The organism is Thalassomonas actiniarum, from assembly GCF_000948975.2.
Taxonomy (GTDB): Bacteria; Pseudomonadota; Gammaproteobacteria; order Enterobacterales; family Alteromonadaceae; genus Thalassomonas; species Thalassomonas actiniarum.
Genome location: NZ_CP059735.1, coordinates 5,928,663 through 5,953,278, shown reverse-complemented (window position 1 = coordinate 5,953,278; position 24,616 = coordinate 5,928,663). Strand labels below are relative to the sequence as shown.

Here is a 24,616-nt window from a genome sequence, read left to right as displayed (position 1 = left end):
GGGTCAACCTTGGTTATAGCGCTGCTTTTTCTCTTAAGGTAAAGCCGAAGCCGGGTTCGGTCTCTATGGACAAATCTGCCTGCACTTTTTCCAGTTGTTTACGTAAATGATGGATATGTACTTTTAAACTGTTGCTGTCGGGCTGCTCTTCCCCCCAGACGGCATGCATCAGCACAGCGCGGGAGACGGGCTTGGCCGACTCCCGCATCAGTTTTTCCAGCAGTTTAAAGGTGATGGGGGTGAGCTTGAGCTCCCGGCCGTCAAAAAAGGCGACTCTTTCTTTTAACTGCAATACCAGCTTGCCCACGCTGAGTTTGCTGACCTGGCCGCTGCGGCGTTTTGACAGCGCCACTACCCGTATCAGCAACTCTTCAATTTCGAAGGGTTTGACCAGGTAGTCGTCGGTGCCGGCATCAAAGCCTGCCACTTTATCCACTAAGGTATCGCGGGCGGTCAGCATTAAGATCGGGGTATCATTGCTGCTGTCGCGGATTTTCTGGCACAGGGTAAAGCCGTCCATTTCCGGCAGGTTGATATCGAGCAAGATCACCTGGTAATCGTGGGCTTCCACCAGTGCCAGGCCGTGTACGCCATTGGCTGCGTGATCGCAGCTAATGGACTCCACTTCAAAGTAGTCGACCACAGTGGCGGCAAGGTCGATATCGTCTTCAACCAGCAGTATGTTGATGCTCATTTAAACCCTTCTCTTGTGAATGTTGGCCGGTCAGCTTGTGCTTTAACTTTTGCAGTAAAGCGATCGCATCCTGATGCATCATGAGTAATGACGGCACTAAGATCAAGGTGATCAGGGTGGCAAATAAGATCCCGTAACCCAGCGATGCCGCCGCCGGAATAATAAACTGGGCCTGGGCCGAGGTTTCGCTTAATAACGGCATCAGTCCGGCATAGGTGGTAATTGAGGTCAGCAATACCGCCCGTAAGCGCCCGGTACAGGCCAGAACTATGGCATCGGTTATTTTTTCTTTTTTCGCCTTTAAATAATTAAAGCGGGAGACCAGTAGCAGGCTGTCGTTCACCACCACCCCGCTTAAGGCAACAATGCCATTAAAAGATAGAATGCTTAAGACCATGTCATTGAGCCAATGGCCTAAAATCGCGCCGACCAGGCCAAAGGGAATGGCGGTCATAATAATCAACGGCTGTACATAAGAGCGCAGCGGAATGGCCAGCAGGATATAAATTGCCGCCATCGCCATAATAAATAAACGTGTCATCGAGCTGGCGGTTTCCTGCTGCTGCTCGGCTTCTCCGGCAAAGTGAATGGCCAGATCCGGATAACGGCTTTCCAGGGCCGGGATCAGGGATTTTTTCAGTTCGCTTACCAGCTCGTTTGAAGAAATAATGTCTTTGTCGACACGGGCGCTGACATAAACCGCCGGTAAACCGGAGATGCGGGTCATTTCGTTTTGCTGATACTCTGAAGTAACTTTTGCCACTACCGCCAATGGCACGACCTGACCGTTATCAAGCCTGATATTGGCTTTCATCACATCGTTAACGGTTTGTCTTTCGCTTTCCGGGTAGCGGATCCTGACCTTAACTTCGTCTTTGCCCCTTTGGTAGCGCTGGACTATTTCTCCGCCAAAGGCCTGTAATACCTGGCGTGATAATCCTTGTGTGGTCAGCCCCAGCGACAGCCCCTGCTCGGTCAGGGTAAATCTCAGTTGTGCCTGGCCGGAATCGAAATTATCGTCGATACCGCTGACCCCGGCTATCTGGCTGATGGCGCCTTTGATTTCCTGTCCCGCCTCGCGGATGGTATCGGTATTCCAGGCTTTTAATTCTACCTTGAAATTGTCCCGGCCGCCGAAACCTGAGCGGATATCGAGTTTGCGCACCCCTTCGGGTTTTTGGGCGATAGTTTTCCATACCCGGGCAAATTCGTTTAAACCATAAGGGGCGCTGTCGGTTAATTCCACCACGATAGTGCCGGACAGATCGCTTTCGCCGATCACCTCTATGGTATCGATAGCACTGCCTTGCCAGTTATGTTCTGCCGCCAGTTGCTCATCGGCGCTGATTGCCGCCCGTTCGATAAAGCTGAGGTTTTTACGGGTCTGACCGAAACTGGCATCGTTTTGCATGCTCATGTCGGCCTGGATCACGCTGCCGGGAATATCCGGGAAAAAAGCGACCCTCACCCCGCCATTTTGCGGCATGCCGATCACGAGAATAAACACGGCAATAAAAACAAACATCACGCCGTAGCGGTAGCTGATGGCTTTTTCTATGGTGGGTTTATATAACTTGTCGTTAAACCATTGCAGGCCAGAATCCGCCTTGGCCTGGAGGCGGGGCCAGAGGTTGGCCAGGCCCGGTTTTACTTCTCTGCGGGTGTTTAAATGGGCCAGATGCGAGGGTAAGATCAGCTTGGATTCTACCACCGACAGCAACAGGCAAATGGTGACGATAACGGCAAACTGCGAATAAACATGCCCCATGCCGCCTTCAACATTGGCCAGGGCGATAAAGGTGGCAACTGTGGTTAACACCCCGAAAATGGTCGGCACGGCGACCTTTTGCGTACCGGCTATGGTGCTGTTGAGACTGTCCCCCTGGCTTTTGCGGGTGGCGTAGATGCTTTCGCCGACCACTACGGCATCGTCGACCACTATGCCCAGTGCCAGGATAAAGCCAAAGGTAGTCATTTCATTGATGGTCATGCCGGTAAAGCTGTCGGTCATGAAAAATAAGGTGCCGCAAAAGATAAAGGGTAAACCGGCGGTGACCCAAAAGGCGACCCGCAGGTTTAAAAACAGCGCCAGTACCAGGAATACCAGGGCAATGCCGGATAAGGCATTTTTGATCAGTAGTGCCAGGCGGTCGCGAATTAAGGTGCCGCCGTCATCCCAGGTTTCCATGGTCATGTTTTGCGGTAATAAGGCGCTTTCCTGCCACTTGGCCACCACTAGCTCCGCCTGCTCGACAATTTTCAGGACGTCGCCGTGTTCATCGACCTTGATTTCTACCCCTATGCCGGGTTTGCCGTTATAGCGGCCGACCACGAAAACATCATCGGCAAAGTCGTCTTCTATTTTTGCGACATCGCCAAGTTTGATCTGGCTGCCGTCGGCTAAGGTCACCAGGGGAATATTGGCAAACTCTTTTTGCCGGTAGGCCTGTTCTGCGACTTTAAGGCGTACTACCTTGTTTTCGTTGCGCAAACTGGTGGAAATGGCGGTGGAGGACTCGTTATTGACGATATTGGCAATATCGGAAAATGACAGCTGATAGGCCTGGAGTTTTTGCTCGTCAAGCTCAATCGACATCATGGGCTCGGCCTTGCCTTTGATCTCGACATTGGAAATCGCCGCTTGTGCCAGCAGATCCACTTTCAGCCGCTCGGCGACGGCCTGCAGAGCGCTGCGGTCGCTGTCACCAAAAATTTTTACCGAATAGGCGTGTTGCAAGCGGCTTTGTTTATCGATAACCGGCTTTTCTGCATCGCCGGGAAAGTTATAAATGGCATCCACCTTGGCTTTGACATCCCGCAGCAGTATGTCCAAATCGTAGCCGGACAAGGCTTCCACCGTTACCCTGCTGCCGCTGGCATTTGAGGTCGAGGAAATGCGCTTAATGCCTTGTACGTTGGCCAGCGCTTCTTCTATTTTTATGGCAATGCCTTCTTCCGACAGCTTGGCATCGCCGCTGTCATAGGTCATGGATACCGTGATCGAGTCCGTCGGCCAGGGAGGAAAGGCCTCTTTTCTTAGCTGGTTAAAAGACATGATGCCCAAAAAGATGATGGCGAGCATCAGCAGGTTTGCCGCCACCGAATTGCCGGCAAACCAGGCAATGATACCTTGAGGTTTATTAACATCTGTCATTATATTGTTTCCTCGGCATTTACTTTGGTGCTAACTTCGGTACTCACTTCGGCTTTAGTTTCGACCCGGGCATCGACTTTCATGTCCTGTAAATAACTCGACAGCGGCCGGCTGACGATTTGTGCCCGGCTTTTATTCTCCAGCGGCTGCACATAGATATGTTTGCCCCGGGCAAAAACGACCTTAACGGATAAAAAGTCCAATACGCCGTTTTCATTTACCTGCCACACGGTATTACTGTCGATTAATGCCGATGCCGGCAGTTGCCATAAGCGGTCCACGGCGCTGCCGCTCAGGGTGGCTTTTACGAAAGTCCCCGGGAAGAGCGGGGTTTGCTGTTTGATCGGGTTGTTGACAACGGCGACTAAAGCGCGCTGGCGGCTCTGGCTGTCGATATGCTGCTCGAAACGGTCGAACTGCGCAGTCCATTGTTTTTCAGAGCCTTCGTCGTTAAGTTGTATCTGAATATCTGTTAACTTTTCACTGCCGCCTGTGGCTGGTAATAACTGCCACTGCTGCAGGGATAAGGGCAGGGCAACTTCAAATAAGGCAATATCATATAACTCACCCAGGGCACTTCCCGCCTGGACATTGCTGCCTATTTGTATTTCTTTGGCGACCACCAGGGCCTCGAACGGCGCCGTTATCCGGGTTTGCGCCAAATCATATTCCGCTTTAGCAACGGCTTTGCTGGCCATGGCATATTTGGCTTTGGCGGCGGCCAGTTGCGGTTTTCGCAATACCAGATCAGATGCCTGCTCATTGGCCAACCCCGACTGCTGCCATTCCTGCGCTGCCTGGGTACTGTTTAATTCTTCCTGTGCCAGGGCGAGTGTGGCATCGGCTAAATTTGCCCGGGCGTCTGCCAATGCCTGCTGATAAATAATAGGTTCAATTTTTGCCAGCAACTCTCCTTTCTCTAAGGTTTTACCGCTGAGAAATTTGGGGGATAAATAGGTGATTTGGCCGCTGACCTGAGAGGTTAAGGTCAGCTGGTTTCTCGATTTTACTTCACCGTAAGCGGTAATGGACGCCCGGTGACTGATGGGGGCTACCTCGGTTACCGACACCACAGGATATTGGGGCGCGACTTTAGGCGCAGGAGTATGTTGCTGATTTGCCGATAATACGCCGTTAATAGCAACGGCAATAAAAATGCTGGCGAAACCGCCTAAGGTGATAAGAGATTTTCTGGTTAATATTGGCATGCCGTTATACTCCTAAGCCCAGCGCCAAACCTAAGGTGATGCGGTTGTTTAATTTCTGATAGGTGAGCTGGGTGACTTGTGTTTGTAGTGAAAAAGTTTGTTGTTGAACCTGCAGTAAATCAATTAAAGATACCGTGCCCTGGCGATAGCGCTCGGTATAGGTGATTTCGCTGCGTCTTGCGCTTTGCAGGGCGGATTCCGTTAAGACCAGGCGTTTGCTGATGGCTTGTTCCTGGGCTATGGCGTTATCCACTTCGTTGACCGCAGAAAGTAAGGTTTCCTGAAAAGCCCAATAGCTTTTTTCCGCGCTTAACCGGGCGATCTCTACTTCACTTTTAAGTTTACCGGCATTAAAAACCGGGGCGGTTAACTGGCCAAGCAACTGCCAGGCATTGCTGCCGAATAAGGCATCATGCAGGTTGGTGTTCGTACTGCTAAGTGAGGCTGACAGGGACAGGTCAGGCAGCAGGGCTTTATAGGCCACCTTATGCCGGTATTGGTCGGCAATGATGCCTTGATAAGCCTGCTGTAAATCCGGGCGGCGCGCCAGGTTTTGCGACTGTATTTTATCCAAAGGCATAACGACCTGTGGAAATTCACTGCGGTATATCAGTTGGTTTTTTGTTACCCCGGTAAGCAAAGCCAGGTTTCTTAATGCCTGTTGATATTGTTCCTGGTATTCCACTAATGTCGCCTGGCTGCTTTGGGTCGACGACTTGGCGGTATCCAGGTCTTTTAAGTCAATCAAACCTTTACGGTAACGGTCGACAATCACGCTTTCGTTGGTTTTTAAGGTGGAGACCTTACGTTTTTCAATATCGATAAGCTGTGCATATTGCACCAGGGTGAGATAGGACTGCATTATATTTGCTGCCAGTAAATCCCGCGCTCCCTGATAGGCATAACCGGAGGCGGCCAGGTTGGCTTCCCCGGCACTGGTGGCGTTGGCAAGTTGCTGCCATATATCTACTGTCCATGCCACGCTAAGGCCGGGGTTGTAATTTGCCGAATTCGCTTCCGTCTTAGTGGCATTGAGCTGAGCTGAAATATCCGGCCATTGTGCTGTTGAGGTAACCTTGAGCTGCTGCTCTGCTGTTTTCAGGGTTAACCAGGTTTGCTGTAATCCCGGGTTATTGGCGAGTGCTGTGGTAATTAAATGATTGACTTCCCCTATTGCCAATAACTCTGTTAAGGGGATAGCAGCGGTTTGGTTTGCCTGCTCGAAACTTGTCTTTGCCAGGGCCTGCAGTTGAGTACTTGCTTTATCATCAAAAGCAACATCGTCAAATGTCGAGCATGCGCTCAATAAACAAAGGCTTATGATGCTGATAAAGTATGTTGGCTGCTTCATGAATAACCTCACGTATTAAAGTAAGGCTAAAGTTTACGCTTAGGGGCGTTAAATCAGGGTTAAGAAATCTTTCTCTGTTTCGATTATCTTTGACTGACAGCTGAGTTTCGGTCTCAAGTCAGTTAAACAGCGGGTGTGCCAGTTGCTTGATATCTGCTTGTGGAGAGCGGCTGGAGCTGAACAACAGCTTGTTTTCTAAAGGCAGCATGGTTAAGGAGCCGCCCCCTTGAAAGGTTTTTCTCGGTAGGCGAATAAGGGGGGTTAGCTTCTCCCTGGCAAAGTCATAGCGCATCAATTGCTGAGCTTTGGCTAAACTTTGTTTGAAATAAATGCCCCCCTGAAAGTAATGCCAGCTATAAAGGCCATTAAAAATATTTCCCGAAATTTTTATTTGCGCACTGTTGTCGTCGGCGAAATTTCGATACCACAAACCTTTACTTAGGCTGGTATATAAGAGTTCATTTTCGGAGATCATGACGCCATATCTGGCATCATCATCAGTGAGTTGCTGATAACTGCTGCTGTCGATGGCAAACCGGAAAAGATCTTTACCGTCGTCATGGGGCACAGATGAAATAATGGCGCTGCCATCCGGGCTCCAGCCGGGGCGGTTATAAGTGGTAAAAGGCGCTTTGATGGCGGTAATTTTATGGGTCGCGACATCGAGTATATAGAGGCTTTCCTTTTGCTCATCCGGGGTTGGCGCTAAAAAGGCAATTTTATCCCCCTGATGCGACCAGGCCGGATAACGTATGGTGCGTTTAAACTGGGTTAGCTGCTGACGGTTCTGGCCATTGGCATCGGCAAGCCATAGCTCATAAAAACCGGACTCATTGGAGACATAAACAATCTGTCTTGCCTGGCTTGAGTAGTCGGGATACAGGTAGCTGAATTCCGACTGCAGCAGGGGAAACGGGCTGGTGGCAACCTCCGTATTTAAGGCAAAACTGGCGAGTTGATAATTTTCTTTGCGCTGGTGATAAAAAAGCGCGCCGCTGCGTTTGGCAAATGCCGGATAGCTAAAGCCTTCGATGCCGATATCCTGCTTGGTTAAGCTGTTAACATTTAAAATAAACCCCCGGCGAATATCTGCCCTTTGGGTGGCATAAACCAGGTATTGTCCTTGCGGGTGCCAGCTGAGGCCGACAATATCTTCTTCTCCCGCGGTTAAAGGTTTTTCAGCCTTAGTGGCTAAATCAATGAGATAAAGGTTTTCATTAAAACGGTTAACGCGCCGGGTTACGGCTACACTCTGGCCGTCGGGGGAAAAAGCAAAATCCCTGTCTTTATAACCGCAATTTGTCAGGCAGGAAAAGCGTCTTGGTTTTTGCCCGCGGTTTTCCAGGTCGAAAAAATAGATGCCGCTATATTCTTCCCCCGGCTCGGAGCCGCGAAAAGCCAGGGTTTTATCGTCGGGGGAAATATCTATGTAATAGTAGCCGCCGGTTGCCGGGCAAGCCGTCAGGTTGGTTTCCTGGTTTAAGGCAATATTGAGTTCGACTATGTCGCAGCTATTCTGTTTGCTGTGATAGCGGGCAAAATATAAGGAGTTGCCGGAATGGCTCCACACAGAATGCCCTTCACTGGCGCTGTCAAAGGTTAATTGTTTTGCGGCAACCTTGGGGTGCTGTAAATCTTTCAGGTAAAGGTTGCTGGCACCGGTTTGCGTGCGCCATTGATAGGCGATATAACGGCCATCGGGCGAAGGGGCCGGAAATAATTCTGTGCCCGGGTCTTTGGTTATCTGGGTGATTTTGGTCTGGGGCAGCGGTTTGGCTTGATTGAAAAAATAATTCCCAGCTAAAACCAGGAGTAAACACAGTAATAACAGTATTGCTGCCTGGGGGCGCTTGGTTTTTTGAGTTGGGCTTGCAGCCGTAGCTGTTGCCGGAGAAAAACTTGTTTCGGCTATTTCTGGGGTTTGCTTATTCCATTGGGGCTGGATTAATAATCTGTAGCCGACCTTACGTATGGTTTCGATCACTTCGCCGTCTTCAATCACGGCATTAAGTTTTTGTCTTAAATGCCAGATAGCGTTGGTCAGGCCTTTTTCGCCGACATATTCATTGCCGCCCCAAACCTGGTTGATCAATTCTTCCCGGGGGATCACCCTGGGATATTCCCGGGCGAGATAATATAAGACTTCAATGAATTTAGGTTGCAGCGATTGTTTATCCTGTTCGGCAATTTTAATGGCAGACTCAAGCGGCAGTACATGGCAACAGCCAATAGAAAAAGCTTGATTGACCTTCATATGTATTTTTGAGCCTTAGTGAATGCGTGCACTGGGTAATATCCATTGATGCCTGCATATTAAAGCTTATTGCCGGTTTTGTTAATCTTTCTATCGCCAGGAGCCGGAGTTTTCAGGTGGAATATTTGCTTAAAAGCCGGTTTTATTTAATTGGCTGCGGCTAATGAAACTTTATTTTACTCGTCTTCAACTTGTTGTTATTTATGCTGAAAACTAAAAAAGAGATTAAATAGATATAGAATAGATTTGCCAGAGATTGTAGTTATCTGCCCCATTTCATAAAAGATAACACTAAGGGGAAAAATTAAAACAAACTTTAGCAAACAAAATAACACTAGCCTCTTTGTTCCAGGCAATCACTCAGGCAAATTTTTGCTGTAATGCTTGCGAGGAATAGCAACATGATTTTAGGGAGATAACATGAATAAAAATTTGATCACTTTGGCTATCCTGGCGGGCAGCTCTTTAATGAGTTTACAGGTGTTGGCTTTTGCCGATAACGAACAGCGGGTTGAACAAGAGGTAAGTCGCACGGCAATAAATCAACAGCCGATAGTGGAAAATAAGCTCGAAGACGATAAAGTAGAAAAAATTACCATTACCGGCTCCCGCTTGCGCCGCGACAGCTTCAGTGTCGCCACCCCTTTGGTCACCATCAGCAGAGAAGCGATTGAAGATGCCGGTATCGGTTCGCTTTCGACGATTTTGGTGGAAGAAATTCCCGCACTGTCACAAAGCTTAAGCAATACCAATACCCAGTCGAGTATCACAGGTACCGGTATCTCTACCGTCAACCTGCGTAACTTAGGCTCAGATCGTACCTTAACCCTGATTGACGGCCGGCGTGTGGTGTCCAATTCCTACAACGGCAACTATGTCAGTTTAAGTACCATACCGGCGGGCATGGTGGAAAAGGTGGAAGTGATCACCGGCGGGGCTTCGGCAACTTATGGCTCTGATGCCATTGCCGGTGTGGTCAACATTATTACCCAGCAAGACAAGGAAGGCTTGGAATTTAAAGTACGCAGCGGTGAAACCCCGGAAGGCGGCGGTGAAGAGTTAACCCTGGATTTAAACTACGGCACTGATTTTAATGAGGGCCGGGGCTATTTTTATTTCAGCACCACGTATGACAAACAGGGGGAAATTGCCTGGAATGAAAGGGACAGGGCAGCGATAGAAACCGACTTTGATTATGACGAAGACCGTATGTGTAATACCAACGGCACCATAGACGGAGATCAGTGCGTGCGCGATATCAGCCAAGATGACTGGCGTGCCCGCTCCGACGGTTTGCCCGGCGGTGTTTTTGTTGAAGGCAGCGGCGGTATAGGAGGTTTTTGGTATAACAGCGATGGTCTGCAAAGTGAGTGGAATGAAGAACGTGACGGGGTCAATTATCGCCAGTGGGATAAACTCAGGACACCGGAAGATACCTTGTCCACAGCTTTTAAGGTGAATTATGATTTAACCGACGACATCACCAGCTTTTTTCAAATCCAGTACAGCAATAATCAGTCGGTCAATGTTAAAGCCCCGGAAGATGAATACGAAGGCTCGTTAGTGCTGGTGATAGATCCGGTCACCGGCGAAACCTCACGGGTGAAAAGCAGCAAAATCCCGTTAACCAATCCTTATATCCCGGAAGAAATTTTGGCGGCGACCGACTCGGATATTAAATGGGATCGCCGCATGTATGAAGTGGGCAATGTCACCACAGACAACGAGCGTGAAACCATCCGCACCTGGGCAGGCTTGCAGGGCACTTTATTTGACGGCGACTGGGACTGGGATGTGTCCGTGGGGTACGGTAATTTCCAGCAAGAGCAAAAACGCCTGAATGAAATTAACGTATTAAACCTGAAACAGGCATTAGATGCCGAATATGGTGAAGACGGGGTTACGATACAATGCGCCGATGCTGATGCCAGGGCGGCGGGTTGTGTGCCGGTGAACCTGTTTGGCGAAGGCTCGATCACAGAAGAGGCGGCGGACTGGATCCGCGCCAACCCCACCATCAGCAAAGAAATCGAACAGCTGAGTTTTATCGGTTATATCGCCGGAGACTTATTTGCCCTGCCGGCCGGTCCTGTACCTGTGGTTATCGGCGCCGAATATCGTAAAGATAAACAAAAAATCGCTACCAGCTATGATCAGCAATATGGCGGTATTACCTTTAATATCGTGCCGGCATTCTCAGGGGAAATTGATGTTAAAGAAGTGTTTGTCGAGGCGGCCTTCCCGCTGCTGGCGGATGCGCCGCTGGCTAAGTCGTTAACGGCGGAAACTTCTCTGCGTCTGGCGGATTACAGCCATGAAAATATCGACCTGATGTCGAGTTATAAACTCGGATTAACCTGGCAGCCGATAGAAGGTTATATGTTGCGTGCCAACTATGCCCGCGCACAACGCGCCCCGAATATTACCGAAGTCTTGTCCCCGGCACGCGGCGATTATGATGACTATGTTGATATTTGTGAAGGGGTAACCGCCAACTCTACCGGTGCCGGTCACGACAACTGCCGTAAAGAGGCCAGCATTGCCGCCCTGATCAGCGAAGATCCGAATTTTGCTTTGGCCGATGAAAACAGCGGTTATTCTCCCAATGCCGGTAATGATCAGTTAAAAGAAGAAACCGGTGATACCTATACCTTTGGTATTAGTATGGCGCCCGGTTTTATCGAAAACCTGCAGTTGGCGGTTGATTATTATGACATTACCGTTGATGGTGCGATTGAAGAAATTGATAACAATGAAATTATCAATCAGTGTTATAACTCTTCAAGGGAATGGGGCGAGTCGAATGAGTTCTGTAATCAAATTACCCGCGACAGCGACGGGCAAATTGTTGAAGTGATGCAGCGCTTATATAACGTCGGTGAACTATCCACCCGGGGTTATGATATTGCCCTGGCGTATCAATATGATTTGGGGGATTTAGGTGCCCTGAAATTTAAAGCCGATATGACCCATGTGATCGAATATACCAAAACTTACCTGGGTAACGATGGCGAAGAAACCCTGAATTACAAAGGTGAACTTGAGTCGGGTATTTTTGACGACAGTGCTTCTGCTTCTGTGACCTGGAGTAATGATAACTGGCGCATCAGCTGGAGCACTAAGTATAAAAGTGCTATTGTCGACAGCCATGAACGGGTGGAGGAGCATCAAGCAATGTTTGCGGCAAACGATGAAAACTGTGCTGCAGGGCTGGATTCATGTATTCTTGACCCGGAAACACCTAATTACCTGTATTACGGCTCTTATATCAAACATAACTTCTCCGCTTCTTATACCACACAGTGGCAAGAGAGTGAGGTTCGTGTTTTTGCCGGCGTAAACAATGTATTTGATGACAAGGGACCGTTTGTCGCCCGCGGTGGTGCCGTGGGGGAAACCGGCGTAGGTAACTTCGGCAGCAGCTATGGCGGTGGTGTCGGTCGTTTCCTTTACCTGGGCAGTGAAGTTAAATTCTAACCTTTGTAAGCCAGGTTTTTTATTACGGCGATATGTTGCTCCTCTAGGGCTGGCATACCGCCGCTTTTATACTCGCTGATAAGTGGGCTTTACTTTTTATAACCGGATATAAACAATGATGTTTTCATTTATGCCGAAATTAGCCGCAAAGCTATGGCTAAGCGGCTTAGCGCTCGCTTTTACCGTCCAGGCTGATGCCGGAGAAACATTGCCTTTAGTTGATGATGGCCCTTATATCTCCATCGAAGGGAATAAGTTAAACGCACAATGGTTTTGCCAAAGTAAGCTGAGATCCAGGCATGTCAGCTTGGAACAGTTACCCCAGCAGTTTTATTACTGTGATCGCAGCACGGCGGCCGTGGTAGAAAGTTTAGCGGTGCCCGGTGATGCCGTCAGCTATCAGGGGGATTTTAAAGTTGCTGCTATCAGTGACTTTCACGGCCAGTATGATTTGGTGATCAAATTGTTAACTAATAACAAGATCATTGATGGCAATGGCGACTGGGCTTTTGGTAACGGGCATTTTGTTATCACCGGTGATGTTTTCGACCGCGGCGACAAGGTCACCGAGTTATTATGGTTTTTATATCATCTGGAAAACCAGGCAGAGCGTGCCGGCGGCAAGGTGCACTTATTGTTAGGCAATCATGAGGTGATGGTGTTAAACGGTGATTTGCGCTACCTGCATCCTAAATATGTGGAGACGGCCAAACTATTCGATACCCCGTTTGAGCAGTTATTTGCGCAAGATACTGTCCTGGGCAGCTGGTTGCGCAGTAAATCTGTGTTGGTGAAAGTCAACGACATGTTATTTGCCCACGGCGGTTTCCATCCCGAGCTGGCGAAAGAAGCCAGAAGTCTGGAGGATATTAACCGGGTATTTAAACAAAACCTGGTGAAAAGCGAGTTGGCACAGCCGCGCCAGGGCTGGAGTAAGGAATTACATGGCGGCAAAGGCCCTATCTGGTATCGGGGATATTTTAAGGGCGAGGATAATGGTGCCAGCAGCGAAGAAATTGATTTATTGTTAAAACATTTTGCTATTAAACACCTGGTGGTCGGTCATACTTCCCAAAAACAGGTTGAAACCCGCTATCAGGGCCGGGTGATTGCTATAGACTCCAGCATTAAAAAGGGCCGCTATGGCGAAATTTTGCTGATTGACGGCAAGCAAAAATGGCGCGGGACTTTAGCCGGTGAAAAGGTAGCTTTGTAAGCTATTTGAGTACCTGAAAATACCCGCTTAATCTCTTATCCTAAAAGCGGGAAATAAGCCTTGGTTAAGGCGGTACCTTTATTTTCTTCTACGCCTTTAATGGCAAAATCAAATGAAATGAAGGGCTTAATAATGGAATGTAGAGAAAGGTTACCTAGAAAGTTTTCAAATGGCGTCTTAGGCATAGAATAATGCCGGTGAAGCTGGCAATGAATATTTAAAGGTGTTAATCCTCCTGCCATAATTTACTATATCTATCAGCATTAGTCGGACAGTATCACCTTAGTCCGGCTTATAAGCCCTGCTTGTTTATCTTTGGCTGACAAGTAATAGTTTGGAAGTATGATGATGTCTGAAGTAAATCTGGCTGTTCCCTACCGGGAACTACCCTTTAACAAGCAAGGGACGGATTATTTTGTCGGTGATATTCACGGCTGTTATCACTTGCTGCTCGAACAATTAAAACAGCTTAACTTCAGTGATAATGATCGTTTGATCGCCATGGGAGATCTTATTGATCGCGGCCGGGATTCAGCCTTATGCTTGCGCCTGCTGGAACAGCCCTGGTTTTTTTCTGTGCTGGGCAACCATGAGCATATGTTCCTTCAGGCCTGTGAGGTGCATATCAAGGGGGCGGAGCACTGCTATGATAGCGAGGCGATTCATTTCTGGTACCGGCATTGCCTTAATGGCGGTGATTGGCTCGGCCAGTATACAGGGGATGAAATCCGGGTATTTAAAACCCTGATCGAACAACACTGTTCGCTGGCCTTGTCGGTAGAAACCGGGGTTGCTAAACAAAAGCTTGGTGTGACTCATGCGGCGGTGCCGGATGACTGGCAAAAACTAAAAAGCAATGATTACCTGCTTGCCAACTTGAAAGCACTTTTATGGGATAGAAGGCAATTTCAAAATGACAGGCCCAAAGCAAGTAAAAATATTGCCCTGACGGTGCATGGCCATAATGCCTGCCAGGCGGTTATTAAAAAAGCCAACCGAGTGTATATAGATACCCGCCAGCGCTCAGGCAGGTTTACTATTTTGAGCTTACCGCAGCTGTTTGCATTATAGCTTGTACTCTAGCCAAAGGGCCCTCGGGCGTTCATAAAACCGGCGATTATTAGAGTGATTATTCTGAATATAAAATTAGTTACATAAATAAAGGGAGGAATCGGTGCTAACGCTAGTAATATCAACGTATTTAGATTAAATTTGCCGCCCTATTTTATCCTTTAGAAGAACAACAGTTTATAAGAGCGCCTTATGTTAGAAAATACTCTCCCCCAACTCGAACAACTGATCGAACAAATTCTCGAAAAAAATAATGTTTTAAAAGCCCAGGTGAAAGAGCTTGAACAGCAGAAAAGCGATTTGATGGAAGAAAACGAAAGCCTGCAGCTTGAAGTGATGGAAAGCGAAGAAAAACAAAAACAAGCCAGCACTTCGCTGGAAAACCTGTTAGCTAAGTTGCAAAGTGTCCAAGAGGCGTCTTAATGCCGGCGGATAACTCCAGAGGGATCTGTGTTGAAATTATGGGTAAGCAACATCAGTTTGCCTGCCCGGCGGATCAGGAAGAAGGTTTAAAGCAGGCCGCAACTAACCTGGATGTTATGTTTAGGGATATCAAACAGCAATCGGGCATGGCCAGTAATGAGCGTGCTTTATTGGTCGCGGCCCTTAACTTAAGTCATCAGTTATTAAGTGCCAACAATAAAATCGATGCTTGCCAGCAACGGCTAGGGGCCTTGGCCGCCTCTTTAAAAGCAGCCGCCAACGCTTAGTTTAATTTCCACTACCAAGCAGTGCTTATTTACTGGTAGTGGATAATTAAAACAACACCTTAAATGCCATATCATAGCGCGCATCTAAAGCGTTATTTAACTCAAGATGCTTAACCTGAATTATTTTCGTTCCAATACCTTTCATATTGACTTGTAAGTATCTGTTTGCAAGACTGTATTTAAATTAACCTTCTGTTTTTCGCATTATTGTTTTCAAGGAAGAAAATCATGTCAGCAGCCGAAATAGTCGCCAATGAGCGATTAATTGAATCAATTAAAATCGTGATGGAAAAACTGAAACCGGTGAATTGATTGGTGAGTGTAATGCCCGTTAATCTAGCCAATATATATCGTAAAATGTACTCGTCTAAGTTTTTTATTTGCCTTTCGAGCGTGGTTATATTAGCCGTACTGACTTTAATTGATCTGGCTGTGGTTAATACAATCGTCTCTGGTGTTATTTTGATATTAGCCGGGGGGTGTTATTGGTTGTGTTACTCTCTTTGGATAAACCGTAAAGAAAGCTCCAAGCAGGCTTCTGTGAAGTTAAGTTCCAGGCTGGCAATGGTTTTGTTGCTGGCGCCGTTTTGTGCACTATTTATTTTTTTCTCTTACTATTTACTTCGTTATGAGGCTTTTGAGGTGATGTGCCGGTTTGGCTCATGTGCATTTGGGCCATATGGTTGGGTGGTAGCTTTGTTGTCTTTTGGGTGTGCTCTTTTATTTATTATTGTTTGTTATCTACTGGTTTTTACCTTTACATACTCAAGTAAAAACCAATAGCACTGACTTTGTTTTACAATAAACTCAGTGCCGCCTGGGGCAGCTGATTGGCCTGGGATAAAACGCTGGTGCCGGCCTGTTGCAAAATTTGCTGTTTGGTCATTTGCGAGGTTTCAAAGGCGTAATCGGTATCCTGGATGCGGCCTCTGGATTCTGTGGTATTTTCTGCCATATTGGCGAGGTTTTTAATGGTATGGTTAAAACGGTTTTGAATCGCCCCCAGGGTTGCCCGGCTGCTGTCTATCTGGGTTAATGCGGCATCAATCACTTCTACCGCAGATTGGGCGCCGACGGCATCTGCGCCGGAGATATCCAGGTTATCTATGGTATTTAATGTGGCTGTTCCGCCGCTATTTCCGGCAGCTCCGGCCGCCCCCAGTGCCAGGTAATGATTAACGGCGCTGCCGGAGACACTGATTTTGTCGGCTGAGGACAAGTGTAATTCCGCGCCTTGATGCACGCCATTGACATGACCGGAAGCCGGGATGCTGGTCCCGTTTTTTTCCAGCTCAACCGTGGCGGAATTGGAGATGTTAATACCGTCGACATCTTCAGCCACCAGCTCTATGGCGCCTGCGCCGCCGTTAAGCTCGGGATCATATACCGCAAAATAACCGTTGCTGGTAAGGTCTGCGGCGAGCTTTTCCATATCCCCTGCGTAATCGGCGAGATCAAAGCTGTCGACAGCATCATAGCTGGAGCCGTTATAACCTTTGACGAATTCCAGGGTGCCGGTATCGGCTGAGGTTAAGTTCTGAATGCGGGTGGTTAATTGTGCACTGGCACCTATACCCGGTACGGCATTGTTCAGGGTGTCGGCGATCACCGCGGCGGCATCGCCGGCAGGCAGGCTGATACTGGTGCCGTTGATATTCCAATTGTCACTGGTGAGGGGATCGTCTGTGCCCATCTCTCCCGCCAGCAGGAAACCTATATTGGAGACGCCGCTATGCCTGGGCTCGCCGTTGACCTGGTAGGCACCTATAGCATCGGAGGAGAAGTTTTTTAAGGTGATATTCAAGGTTTCATTGGCATTGGCCCCCACCTGAAACCCCCGGGTGCCAAAACTGCCGTCGAGTAAGCGCATGTCGCCAAAATGGGTGCTTTCTGTGATCAGGGTCAGCTCTTGTTGCAGGCTGCTCATTTCCTGTTGCAGCGCATCACGGTCTTCAAGATTGTTGATGCCGTTGGCGGCTTGCAGGGATAATTCGCGCATCCTTTGTAAGATAGCGGTGGATTCAATTAAGGCCCCTTCAGCGGTTTGCGCAATAGAGATACCGTCGCTGGCGTTTCGCTGCGCCAGGTTAAGGCCATTGATCTGTGAGGTCAGGTTACCGGAAATTTGAATGCCGGCGGCATCATCTTTGGCGCTGTTGATACGCATGCCGGAAGTAATACGCTGCATAGACGTCGCAAGGCCCTGGGTCGATTTCGCCAGATTGCGCTGTACATGTAGGGATTCAATATTACTGGTTACGACCAATGCCATAAAAGTTTCCTTGCCACGGTTATAGCCATAAGCCTGCCTTGTCGTGGCTATGGATTAACGTGATGACTTACTTAATAAAAACGCCCAAAGAAAATTCCGGCAATCTTTTGACGTTGTGATGCCTTTATGGCTTAAAGCATGAATGATGCCAGTAAATCATTTTTTCCCGAACCGGGCTAAACCCTCGTTGTATCGGGGAGTTATCTGCTGGTGCACTTATGGATTAAAAAGTACGGCATAAAAACTATAGGGTAAGGCGGCAAAGGCATGCCCGTAAACTGATCTGGCGGCAGTTTTTCGCCGTGAAAATACATGAATATCTTAGTTCATTAACAGATCGCAGAGGTTCTGACCTGGGATTATGTGAGGCTCGCTTGCAGACTTGATAATTTTCCCGTTATTTATATCTATCTGATGTAATGTTCCCCGGCTGGGATAATCGCTCACAGCGACCAAGATGTTGTTGCACAGCGTCGGGGTAACAGAGCGCCAGGCAATATCTACCCGCCAGTTTTTTGTGATTGAATAACAATGGCCCCGGGTATAATCGGCGCTCGCTAAGGGAGTGGGGACGCAGGCGATCAAGGCTTTTTCGCTGGTGATGACCCTGGAGTGTGCGGTGAGCGTCAGCGGATGTTCCCGCCACTGGTTGTCGCTCTTGATTTGGGTTTGACCGGTTTCATCGAGCAGGTAGAGCTGTTTTTTATAGAAAAATAACTGTTCAACCGCCTGGTTTTGCGGCCACTGTATTTGCCCGTTGAGCTGCTTGCTGATAAATACCAGGTAAGGGTGGTTAATGTTTTTGTTGTCAATTTTAAAACCCGCGAGATAAAGGCCTTCCGGGGTATCAAAAGCATAATAGGCATTGTCTAAACCGGTATTAACCTCAGCCAGTGGTGAAAATACCCTGCCGTCATAGCGCCATTGTAATTTGGATTTTTCCACCACGGCGCAGGAATTTAACCAGGAACAAAGCAATATCACGCCGGGTTTACAGAGGTTTTTCAAGATATCTTTCATAATAGCTATGAATGGTAAAAGGTGTGCCTGGATTAAAAAAACCTTGTGAGAACAGAAGGTTTCTGTCTTTGGGGTGCAAATGAATACAGCCGTGTGAGTTTTTGAAAGTTACCGGCAGGTTCGCACTTACCTGGGCTTCATTTTCCGGCGTGGTGTGAAAAAACTGTCCCGACAAGGTTTCGTCGCCGTCCAGTTGCTTATTGTTATTGCGATCTTTGAACCACATGATCACCACGGGGCCAAAATCATTGAATACCCAGGTAGCCGGCACGGTTCTTATTTGGTATAACTCAAAATGTAAGCGGATGATGTCTTTTCTTGAGATAGCGTGATCTTTTTTAACCGAGGCCCAGGTTTTTGAGTTGATGCGGTACCAGACATCATTGATTGACGGTTTGTCCTGTAGCGGCGTACCCCACTTGATGCCGGATAATTTCCAGCTCGGGGTCAGGTAAACCTTGGCTTTGGCAATAATATATTCCCCCGGCCAGGTCGGTTCTTCCGGCATACGCGGGTCGGTGCCGCCGGTTGACGGCCCGCTCCAGGCCTCATAACGGCCGGCGACTTTAACCTGGTTGTTGCCGGTGATGTGTAAAGCGAGCAGTAATTTTTGCCCGGGGAAGAAATGCAATTCCACTTATTTTCCTTAAGTCTGCAATTATTCTTCCCCATTAGTATTGATTATTTTGACTTCAATACAAAGTTACCATGTGGTTATTTGAGCGGTTTGTCAGCCTTGTTTGCTTCGCTCCCTAAGCATGGAAAGCTCTGACTTAGAGGGCCCACTGAAAGTGGCCCTAATTAATCCCATAAGCCCTGATAAATGGCAATCATTTCATCAACACTGGGCTCTACAGGGTTATTGGCCGGTGAGCCCGATGCAAGTGCTTGTTGCGCCATCGTTTTTGTCAGGGCAAAAAACTCTTCGCGCTTAATGCCAAATTGCTGTGGTGTCGGTACCGCCAGTTCCTGATTTAAAGCCTGCAATTCAGCCAATAATTTTTGGTTGGCATCTTGTGTTGTGTCTCCGGCATCGGCAATGCCCATGGCGCGGGCACAGTCGGCATAACGTGCTGGTGCACCGGGGAGTGAAAAGGCGGTGACGGCAGGCAGCAATATGGCATTTGATAATCCGTGCGGGACGTGGAAGAAAGCGCCGATCGGACGGCTCATGCCATGCACTAAGGCAACCGAAGCATTGGAAAAAGCAATACCGGCAAGGGTTGCCCCCAGCATCATGGCTTCACGCGCCTGGTAATTGTCTCCCTGGTGATAGCTGGTGCGCAGATTGGGCGCCAGCAGTTTCATGGCGCTAATCGCCTGGCTGTCGCTGTAGGGATTGGCTTTTTTGCTGACATAGGCTTCAATGGCGTGGGTAAGGGCATCAATGCCGGTATCGGCGGTAATACGCGACGGTAAGCTTAAAGTCAGTTTGTAATCGACTAAGGCGGCAACCGGCATAAAGCCAAGGCCAACGCACAGCATTTTTTCATCATTGTTCTCGTCTGTGATCACAGTAAAGCGCGTCACTTCAGAGCCTGTACCTGCGGTTGTCGGTACGGCAATAACCGGTAGACCTTGCTCGCTAACCTGACGGGGGAAGCGATAATCTTGCATTTCACCGCCGTATACCGCCAAAATTGAGATGGCCTTGGCGCTATCTATGGGGCTACCGCCACCTAAGGCAATAATACAGTCATAATCGCCGGCACGTGCCATGGCCACACCGTTCTGGATAGAGGCGACCGTAGGTTCAGGTACGGTTTGATCAAAGATATCACTTTGAATCCCCTGCGGTGTGAGCTGTTGCGTTATCGCTGCCACATAACCCAGTTCGACCATCATTTTGTCTGTCACAATCAAGGGCCGCTGACAGCCTAAGCTTGCGAGTATATTTGCTATTTCCAGTGAGGCACCCGCGCCGATTTGCATAATACGCGGCAAAATAATTTGTGATGACATGATAATCTTCCTTTTAAATGAAAAGTCGCCATCAACAATAATATGCAGGGCATTGTTGCTGGTTAAGTGCCTGGCTCTTGTCCGTCATTGGCAGCCGGGGATTTCAGCACATTATACTACAAGAAGTTTTGTGATTTATGTACCGGGTTGATGGCAGTAGTATCCACGGGATATGAATAGCCTGGTAAATTCAGCTGATGCAATGCTACCAGGCGGCTATTTAAAGGGAAGGCAGGGCCTTCCCTTGGGGTTATAGTCCAGGTGTTTAAAAAGCATCCCCCGGGATACGTACCCAGCCTTCCATCAATACCCGGGCACTTCGGCTCATGATGGCTTTGTTCACTGCCCATTCGCCGTTTTGTTCGCTGGCCTGGGCGCCGACTTTTAAGGTACCCGAAGGGTGACCAAAACGTACCGCATCACGCTCACCGCCGCCTGCTGCCAGGTTTACCAGAGTACCCGGGATGGCTGCGGCTGTACCTATGGCCACGGCGGCCGTGCCCATCATGGCATGATGTAATTTCCCCATAGACAAGGCGCGTACCTGCAAATCGATATCGTTTTTGCTGATTTGCTTGCCGCTGGAAGACTGGTAATCGCTTGGCGGGGCAACAAAGGCGACTTTTGGCGTGTGCTGGCGTTTGGCAGCTTCACCGATATGACCGATCAAGCCCATCTTAACGGCGCCATAGGCACGTATGGTTTCAAAACGTGCCAGTGCCTGTTCATCGTTATTGATATCGTCCTGCAATTCGCTGCCGTTATAACCGACTTCATCGGCATTTAAGAAGATGGTCGGGATACCGGCGTTGATCATGGTCGCCTTGAAGCTACCTATACCCGGGACTTCCAGGTCATCTACCAGCTTGCCGGTAGGGAACATGGCGCCTTCGCCGTCGGCCGGGTCGATAAATTCCACTTCGACTTCCGCCGCCGGGAAAGTGACGCCGTCCAGTTCGAAATCGCCGGTTTCCTGAACCTCACCGTTAGTCATAGGGACATGGGCGATAATGGTTTTCTTGATATTGGCCTGCCAGATACGCACCGTGGCGATACCGTTTTGTGGGATACGCCCGGCATCGACTAAGCCGCTGCTGATGGCAAAAGAGCCTACCGCCGCGGTGAGGTTGCCGCAGTTACCGCTCCAGTCGACAAAAGGCTTGTCTATCGCGACCTGGCCGAAAAGGTAATCAACGTCGTGATCGTCCTGGCTGCTTTTGGATAAAATCACGGTTTTGCTGGTGCTTGACGTTGCGCCGCCCATACCGTCGGTTTGCTTGCCGTAGGGATCCGGGCTACCGATCACCCTGAGTAACATGGCGTCTCGCGCCGCACCGGGCACTTGCGCCGCTGGTGGCAGGTCTTCGAGATTAAAAAATACGCCTTTACTGGTACCGCCGCGCATATAGGTGGCGGGGATTTTAATTTGCGGGACATGGCTCATGGATGATATTCCTCGTCCTGTTGAATGGTTTTGTGGAAATAGCGGTACCCCTGGGTACCGCTTAATTGAGCATTTTAAGTTTTAACTATCGCTGTTAAAACTTAAGCGTTAGCAGACGCTTATCTCAGGTTGACGACTCCAGAAAGTCCTGGGCGAAACGCTGTAAAACACCGCCGGCTTCATAGATAGAGACTTCTTCTGCGGTATCGAGGCGACATTTAACCGGTACTTCAACCGAGTCACCGTTTTTACGGTTGATAACCAGTGTCAGGTTTGCCCCCGGGGTACGTTCACCGATAATATCGAAGGTTTCTGTGCCGTCGATGCCGTAGGTATTGCGGGTATCACCGGCTTTAAATTCTACCGGCAGCACACCCATGCCAATGAGGTTGGTGCGGTGGATTCGCTCGAAACCTTCGGCCACAATCACTTCAACCCCTGCCAGGCGTACGCCTTTGGCGGCCCAGTCGCGAGATGAACCCTGGCCGTAGTCGGCACCGGCAACGATGATCAGCGGCTGCTTACGTTCCATATAGGTTTCAATGGCTTCCCACATGCGTGAAACCGTGCCTTCCGGCTCGATACGGGCCAGTGAGCCTTGTTTGATCTCGCCGTTTTCCTTAACCATTTCGTTAAGCAGTTTCGGGTTGGCGAAGGTGGCGCGCTGGGCGGTCAGGTGATCGCCGCGGTGGGTGGCGTAAGAGTTAAAGTCTTCTTCCGGCAGACCCATTTTATCCAGGTAGGCACCGGCGGCGCTGTTTAACTGGATAGCATTGGACGGCGATAAGTGATCTGTGGTGATATTATCCCCTAAGACCGCCAGCGGACGCATGCCTTTCATGGTGCGCTCTCCGGCTAATGCCCCTTCCCAGTATGGCGGACGACGGATATAGGTACTTTGCGGGCGCCAGTCGTAAAGCGGGTTGTTGTCTTCACCGTAATCGACGGTAAGATCAAACATAGGCTCGTACACTTTGCGGAACTGCTCCGGTTTGACGCTTTTGGCGATAACCGCATCGATTTCTTCGTCGCTTGGCCAAATATCTTTTAAGGTGATGTTTTTGCCCTGGTCATCTTGGCCTAAAACATCTTTTTCGATATCAAAGCGGATGGTACCGGCAATGGCATAGGCAACCACCAGAGGAGGCGACGCCAGGAAAGCCTGCTTGGCATGGGGATGAATACGGCCGTCGAAGTTACGGTTACCGGATAACACTGCGGTAGCATAGAGATCCCTGTCTAATACTTCTTTTTGGATTTTAGGGTCTAAGGCGCCGCTCATACCGTTACAGGTGGTACAGGCAAAACCGACGATACCAAAGCCCAGTTGTTCCATTTCCGGTAACAGGTTGGCTTCTTCTAAGTAAAGCTGGGCGGCTTTTGAGCCCGGGGCAAAAGAGGTTTTCACCCAAGGCTTGCGGATCAAGCCTTTGGCATTGGCGTTGCGGGCCAGCAGGCCTGCGGCAACCACGTTTCTCGGGTTGCTGGTGTTGGTACAGCTGGTGATGGCGGCAATGATCACTGCGCCGTCCGGCATCAGGCCTGCTTCGTTTTCTACCGTACCGGCAATGCCTTTTGCTGCCAGCTCTGAGGTAGGTACCCGGCGGTGCGGGTTGGAAGGGCCGGCGATATTGCGGCAAACCGTCGACAGGTCAAATTTCAGTACCCGCTCGTATTCGGCATTGGCCAGGCTGTCGGCCCATAATCCTGTTTCCTTGGCATAGGTTTCTACCAGTTTCACCTGCTCGTCTTCGCGGCCGGTGATTTTCAGGTAATCTATAGTCTGTTCGTCGATATAGAACATGGCGGCGGTGGCGCCGTATTCAGGGGTCATATTGGAGATGGTCGCCCGGTCGCCTAAGGATAAGTCTTTTACCCCTTCGCCGTAAAACTCCAGGTAGCTGGACACGACTTTTTCACTGCGTAAGAATTCGGTGATCGCCAGGACGATATCTGTGGCGGTAATGCCGGGCTGGCGTTTACCTGTGATTTCCACACCGATAATGTCCGGCAGGCGCATATAAGAGGCGCGGCCCAGCATCACGCTTTCTGCTTCCAAACCGCCGACACCTACGGCGATTACGCCTAAGGCATCAACATGCGGGGTATGGCTGTCGGTACCGACCAGGGTATCAGGGAAAGCAACGCCGTCACGGGCCTGTACTACCGGAGACATTTTTTCCAGGTTGATCTGGTGCAAGATGCCGTTGCCCGGCGGGATCACATCAACGTTTTTAAAAGCGGTTTTGGTCCAGTTGATAAAGTCGAATCTGTCTTCGTTGCGGCGATCTTCGATGGCGCGGTTTTTCTCGAAAGCGTCTTTATCAAACCCCGGGTGCTCTACCGCCAGCGAGTGGTCAACAATCAGCTGGGTCGGTACTACCGGGTTAACCTTGGACGGATCGCCGCCTTTTTCGGCGATGGCATCGCGCAGACCGGCAAGATCCACTAAGGCGGTTTGGCCGAGAATGTCATGACAGACGACACGGGCCGGGAACCAGGGAAAGTCGAGGTCCCTTTTACGTTCGATAATTTGTTTTAAGGAGTCGGTTAAGCTTGCCGGGTCGCAGCGGCGTACCAGGTTTTCTGCCAGTACCCGTGAGGTATATGGCAGTTTGTCATAGCTGCCCGGCTGGATCGCTTCGACGGCGGCGCGGGTATCGAAATAATCGAGTTTAGTGCCGGCTAAGGGTTTGCGGTTGTTTGTATTCATAACATATTCCACAGAATATTAATGGAAAAGGGGAGCCGGTGTTGTGATTCCGTTCCCCTTTCGCAATTAT

The 24,616-nt window shown here is 49.3% G+C and carries 17 protein-coding genes; 5 read left to right on the top strand and 12 right to left on the bottom strand.

Annotation, left to right across the window (positions count from 1 at the left end):
- Window positions 1-13: 13 nt before the first annotated feature.
- From SG35_RS25805 to SG35_RS25785, 5 genes are all read right to left on the bottom strand, one after another.
- Entirely contained in the window at window positions 14-694 is a 681-nt protein-coding gene (locus SG35_RS25805) for a response regulator transcription factor (RefSeq protein WP_044833040.1), read from the bottom strand.
- A complete protein-coding gene (locus SG35_RS25800; RefSeq protein ID WP_044833039.1) occupies window positions 669-3,848 on the bottom strand; it encodes an efflux RND transporter permease subunit in 3,180 nt (1,059 codons plus the stop codon). The genes SG35_RS25805 and SG35_RS25800 overlap by 26 nt, the downstream gene beginning before the upstream one ends.
- A complete protein-coding gene (locus SG35_RS25795; RefSeq protein WP_044833038.1) occupies window positions 3,848-5,056 on the bottom strand; it encodes an efflux RND transporter periplasmic adaptor subunit in 1,209 nt (402 codons plus the stop codon). The genes SG35_RS25800 and SG35_RS25795 overlap by 1 nt, the downstream gene beginning before the upstream one ends.
- A gap of 4 nt (window positions 5,057-5,060) precedes the next feature.
- On the bottom strand, window positions 5,061-6,407 hold the full coding sequence (locus SG35_RS25790; protein WP_044833037.1) for a TolC family protein: 1,347 nt from the start codon (window positions 6,405-6,407) through the stop codon (window positions 5,061-5,063).
- Window positions 6,408-6,525: 118 nt separating this feature from the next.
- A complete protein-coding gene (locus SG35_RS25785) occupies window positions 6,526-8,661 on the bottom strand; it encodes a winged helix-turn-helix domain-containing protein (RefSeq protein WP_044833036.1) in 2,136 nt (711 codons plus the stop codon).
- Between the two features lie 420 nt (window positions 8,662-9,081).
- Between SG35_RS25785 and SG35_RS25780 the strand changes: the two genes are divergently transcribed.
- Both SG35_RS25780 and SG35_RS25775 read left to right on the top strand, forming a co-directional pair.
- On the top strand, window positions 9,082-12,138 hold the full coding sequence (locus SG35_RS25780; RefSeq protein ID WP_044833035.1) for a TonB-dependent receptor plug domain-containing protein: 3,057 nt from the start codon (window positions 9,082-9,084) through the stop codon (window positions 12,136-12,138).
- Between the two features lie 115 nt (window positions 12,139-12,253).
- Window positions 12,254-13,354 carry a metallophosphoesterase gene (locus tag SG35_RS25775; protein ID WP_152646630.1) on the top strand — a complete coding sequence of 367 codons (1,101 nt, stop codon included), beginning with the start codon at window positions 12,254-12,256 and terminating at the stop codon, window positions 13,352-13,354.
- Between the two features lie 35 nt (window positions 13,355-13,389).
- Here SG35_RS25775 and SG35_RS25770 read toward each other — a convergent pair whose 3' ends face one another.
- Complete coding sequence (locus tag SG35_RS25770) at window positions 13,390-13,596, bottom strand: hypothetical protein (protein ID WP_152646629.1); 207 nt, start codon at window positions 13,594-13,596, stop codon at window positions 13,390-13,392.
- Window positions 13,597-13,702: 106 nt separating this feature from the next.
- Here SG35_RS25770 and SG35_RS25765 point away from each other — a divergent pair, with 106 nt between their 5' ends.
- The 3 genes from SG35_RS25765 (at window position 13,703) to SG35_RS25755 (ending at window position 15,135) form a co-directional block, all read left to right on the top strand.
- Complete coding sequence (locus SG35_RS25765; protein ID WP_160298299.1) at window positions 13,703-14,425, top strand: metallophosphoesterase; 723 nt, start codon at window positions 13,703-13,705, stop codon at window positions 14,423-14,425.
- 192 nt (window positions 14,426-14,617) lie between these two features.
- Window positions 14,618-14,848, top strand: a complete 231-nt coding sequence (locus SG35_RS25760) for a hypothetical protein (protein WP_044833033.1) — start codon at window positions 14,618-14,620, stop codon at window positions 14,846-14,848.
- On the top strand, window positions 14,848-15,135 hold the full coding sequence (locus SG35_RS25755; protein ID WP_044833032.1) for a cell division protein ZapA: 288 nt from the start codon (window positions 14,848-14,850) through the stop codon (window positions 15,133-15,135). The genes SG35_RS25760 and SG35_RS25755 overlap by 1 nt, the downstream gene beginning before the upstream one ends.
- A 796-nt stretch (window positions 15,136-15,931) precedes the next feature.
- On the opposite strand, the gene SG35_RS25750 is transcribed toward SG35_RS25755, so the two are convergent.
- From SG35_RS25750 to acnD, 6 genes are all read right to left on the bottom strand, one after another.
- The gene (locus SG35_RS25750; RefSeq protein ID WP_044833031.1) at window positions 15,932-17,407 is read right to left on the bottom strand and encodes a flagellin N-terminal helical domain-containing protein; all 1,476 of its coding nucleotides are present in this window, start codon (window positions 17,405-17,407) and stop codon (window positions 15,932-15,934) included.
- A 321-nt stretch (window positions 17,408-17,728) separates the two neighbouring features.
- Window positions 17,729-18,415: a hypothetical protein gene (locus SG35_RS25745; protein ID WP_152646628.1), complete on the bottom strand. Its 687-nt coding sequence runs from the start codon at window positions 18,413-18,415 to the stop codon at window positions 17,729-17,731.
- Window positions 18,399-19,064: a L,D-transpeptidase family protein gene (locus SG35_RS25740; protein WP_044833029.1), complete on the bottom strand. Its 666-nt coding sequence runs from the start codon at window positions 19,062-19,064 to the stop codon at window positions 18,399-18,401. Before SG35_RS25740 ends, SG35_RS25745 begins: the two co-directional genes overlap by 17 nt.
- A gap of 164 nt (window positions 19,065-19,228) precedes the next feature.
- Window positions 19,229-20,389, bottom strand: coding sequence for an iron-containing alcohol dehydrogenase (locus tag SG35_RS25735; protein WP_044833028.1), 1,161 nt, complete (start codon window positions 20,387-20,389; stop codon window positions 19,229-19,231).
- Window positions 20,390-20,654: 265 nt separating this feature from the next.
- Entirely contained in the window at window positions 20,655-21,833 is a 1,179-nt protein-coding gene (gene prpF, locus SG35_RS25730; RefSeq protein ID WP_044833027.1) for a 2-methylaconitate cis-trans isomerase PrpF, read from the bottom strand.
- A 124-nt stretch (window positions 21,834-21,957) separates the two neighbouring features.
- Complete coding sequence (gene acnD, locus SG35_RS25725) at window positions 21,958-24,546, bottom strand: Fe/S-dependent 2-methylisocitrate dehydratase AcnD (RefSeq protein WP_044833026.1); 2,589 nt, start codon at window positions 24,544-24,546, stop codon at window positions 21,958-21,960.
- Window positions 24,547-24,616: the final 70 nt, after the last annotated feature.